The following is a 3,730-nucleotide window of genomic DNA, read 5'->3' as shown; positions in this document are numbered from 1 at the left end:
CTATATTGCCATCTTTGACATTTGTATTTATCCCTTTTATTTCTACTATAAAGTTAATATCTCCACATTCGAATCTAAAATCTTCTTTTTTCACATCTGTAAAATGACTGTCTGGCAACTTAAAAATATCTACCAAAATTTCCTTTACCACACCAACTAACTCATCCCCATTTGAATATAGGATTGATTTGAATTTATTATTTTTGTCAATTCGCCTATCTATATCTTTAATTTGCCGATACATATTCAATAATTCACTACGTTTATTTTTTAACGCAGCATCATCAAAGTATTCCAAACTATTAAACCAATCAGGAACATCGGATTTTTTAAATCTAGAAACAATAAATGATATTAAAATTTCTAAATCATTGGTTGTGTTTTTAATCAAAAGAGTAGTCGAGTATAGCCTTTCATTATGCTTTACTATTGTGCTCTTACCTCCATTTGACCATTTAATGGTCTCTTCTTCCACGTTGTCAAATATAAAATCGGAATAAAAATTTCGTTCGTTTATGGTCGTTGTGCTTATTTCATATCTTAACTTTATATTAGACAAAGCTAATGTAGACAATTCTTGATCGACTTGTTTGAGAATATCTTTAATTACAACGGTTTGATTAGTATAACATTCAGAATAATGCACTGATACCTTTATATTTGCAGGCATTATTATGATAAATATACCTCTTTTTGAGTTTCTCATAATTTCTTTTAATGTCTTAAGGTGATATACGGCCTCAGTGCACTTTTGGTATTCTGAGTTGAAGCTCCATAAGTTAGGACTATTTAAATCTATAATATTTAGATCAAACTCATCAAAGCTTCTCGGACGATCAAAAGCACTAATGGTCTGAGATATATGCGGATCATTTATTTTAAATATTGTGGAGTAAGATATTATTTGAATTTTCATTAGTTGCGCCTCTTTAAATTTATTTATTTTGTTTCTAATTAACCACTATCATAAGGCTAAATCTTCCCGCCGAACATCTCGTACATCGCCTTTTCCTCGCCCCAGAGCTCGCGGTGCTTTTTGATGCAGGATTTTATCGCGCCTACCAGATAACGCACGTCTTGCTCGGTGTGCGTGTAGTGCAGGCTCACGCGCACGAAGCCGGGCTTGCTCTCGGGCATGCGCCCCTCCTTGATACCCAGCAGATCGTGAGCGTACGGCCCCGCGCACATCACGCCCGCGCGCGTCTGGATACCGAAATCGTTGCTAAGGCTCGCGGCGAAATCATACGCCGATACGCCGCGCACGTTAAAGGAAAATATCGGCAGCCGCGGCGCGCCCTTTGGAGCGTAATTTATGATCTCGTCAATGCCTGCTAGCTCGCTCTCAAAAAACCGCGCGAGCTCGTCCTCGGCACTTTTTATCCTCTCAAAACCGACTTCGTTTCGCAGCGCGTAGGCCAAATTTGCCCGCATGAGCCCGGTGATAGGCGGCGTACCGCCCTCCTCCAGCTGCTCGGGGTTTTTCAAAAATACGTGCCCTTCGCGGTTAGCATAAGCGACCGTCCCGCCCGCGGCAAATGTCGGCACGTCGCTACCGAGCAGCTCTTTTTTGATCGCCAAAAGCCCGCAGCTAGCAGGTCCGCCGAGTAGCTTATGGGGCGAGAGAAAAATCGCGTCGAAATGATCGCAGTCTAAATTTGCGTGCGAGCTCAGCGCCGCGCAGTCAAAGGCGACGATGCCGCCCGCGGCTCTGATTAGCTCGCTGATCTTTTTATAGTCGCTAACGACGCCCGTGACGTTTGAGGCGGCGCTAAACGAGCCGATGATGCGGCGTCCCGCATTTAGCTTCAAGATGCGCTCGAGTGCTAGCAGATCGATCTCGCCGCCCTCGCTAAGCGGCACGCGCAGGTAGTCGCAAAGCCCCTCGCGAAAGCTAAGCTCGTTTGAGTGGTGTTCGTATGGCGAAACGAGCACGAGCGGAAGCTGCACAGCGCGTAAATTCGCCTCGCCGATCGCGCTTCTGGTCGCAGGCGGCAGATAGATGCCAAGTATCTCCTGAAATTTCTTGATCGCGGCCGTCGCGCCCTGCCCGCAGGCGATGAGACAAAACCGCTCGTCAAGCCCAAGTAGCTTTTTTAGACTCTCTCGCGCGCCCTCGTAGCGCCGCTGCGTGATGATAGCGCTGGAGCTACTGTCGGAGTGGGTGTTGGCGTAGGTTTTTAAAATTTCGCCTATCTCGCGCTCTACGGGCTCATAAGCAAGCCCCGAAGCCGCGAAATCAAAATAGTGCACGCCCGGTTTTAGGATGATATTTTTTCGAATTTCGTCTAAGCTTAGCATTTGCGACCTTTAAAATTTAAGTGATTAATTATAGTGAAATTTGGATTAATTTAAAGCTTTACGCCAGGCAGGAAGGAATTTTAATGAGAATTTAGAAAAGCTTTGCCCACTATATTACTTAATTTCTGATGCTATATAGTTTTACTCTTTCAAATTTATTGATTACTATCTAGTTTTTTAGCCACTTCTTGTCTTAGAATTTCGGCATAATCTTTTATATCTATTTTCTCGCCGTTATGTAGAATTTTCACTTTCGCTTCCTCTAGCATTTCCTCAAAATTTAAATATTTAAAAAATGTCTCAATATCGAATGCCTCAGTACTATTTTTATCTTTTAGGCTGCTTTTTTGCAAAATCTCTTCATTGCTTAGCCCATTGCCGCAAAGAGCTTTATATCTATCTATTTTCATATTATAGAAATTTAATATTTTAATATCCGGTTCTAGCTTGCTACATTTTTTATCGTTTGGCATATAACCGAAAAATTTTATAAAATCTTTTTCTTTCCAGTATCTATCCGTTCCTTTATCTTTTTCTTCGTTATTTTTAACTTCCCACCTGCCTCGAAGAGCCCAATCGTATGATTCTAAAATCTTTTCTCCATAGCAGTAATCATTCATATGATTTATGTAAGATTCTTTCTTTTTTATAGATCCAGCTAAACTATCCAAACAATTTCTATAAGCCGTAACAATATCATCTTGACTCGGTAGACCATCTATATTATATTTTATTAATAATTCTAATTTATCTTTATACATCATATCCCGCGGAAGAAAAGTATAAATAGATTTTTTAAATATTTCCTTTTGTTTAAACGAAACGCCGTTCTCACTTAAATAATACAAAGGACCTTCATATGCTTTCGGTTTCATACCTCTTTGTAGCATCATATCGGCAATTTCTATCAAATTACTATATATTGCATAGTTTAATGGATAAACAGGATCTTTTGAGTGATCATGATTGATTAGACACTCAGTACGTAATTTTATATCTATATTGTTGCCAACTATGATTTCGGTGTCGTCAGAATATCTAGGGCAAACTATATAGCCCTGCACCATTTTAACTTCTTCAAATTTAACGCCGTTGTCTAAAAGCAGTCTTACCGTTTTAGTAGCATTATTTTCTATCGCATAAGCCATAGCGGATAGCTTGTATTCGTCTTTTTTATGTATATCCGCACCTAGCTTTATAAGCTCTTGAGTGGTATTTGTATCATTCCAAAAGCTAGAATACATCACTGGCGTTACCCCTCCGTGCATAGTATGCTCGACGGTTAGATTGTTATCTTTCATAAATTTTAAAATTTCATCAGTTTGCTTGCTTTTTAAAAGCCTTTTTAGCTCTACGTCTATGGCAGGTTCTTTAAATACGTTTTTTGGGTTTGAATTATAATCTATATCCCAGTAGCGAAATGCAAAACTTT

The 3,730-nt window shown here is 39.9% G+C and carries 3 protein-coding genes; all 3 read right to left on the bottom strand.

The genetic code is table 11. The annotated features are described in order from the left end of the window. Positions 1-916: hypothetical protein (locus Q0236_RS09725; protein ID WP_297917249.1), on the bottom strand; the 916-nt coding region annotated here is incomplete at its 3' end. Between the two features lie 56 nt (positions 917-972). Further along, a complete protein-coding gene (locus Q0236_RS09720) occupies positions 973-2,298 on the bottom strand; it encodes an aminotransferase class V-fold PLP-dependent enzyme (RefSeq protein WP_297917248.1) in 1,326 nt (441 codons plus the stop codon). Between the two features lie 155 nt (positions 2,299-2,453). Beyond that, on the bottom strand, positions 2,454-3,730 hold a 1,277-nt coding region (locus Q0236_RS09715), incomplete at its 5' end, for an ankyrin repeat domain-containing protein (RefSeq protein ID WP_297917247.1).

Source organism: uncultured Campylobacter sp. (assembly GCF_938031315.1).
Lineage (GTDB): Bacteria > Campylobacterota > Campylobacteria > Campylobacterales > Campylobacteraceae > Campylobacter_B.
The sequence above is the reverse complement of the archived record's forward strand: the minus strand, read 5'-3'. Positions and strand labels throughout refer to the sequence as shown.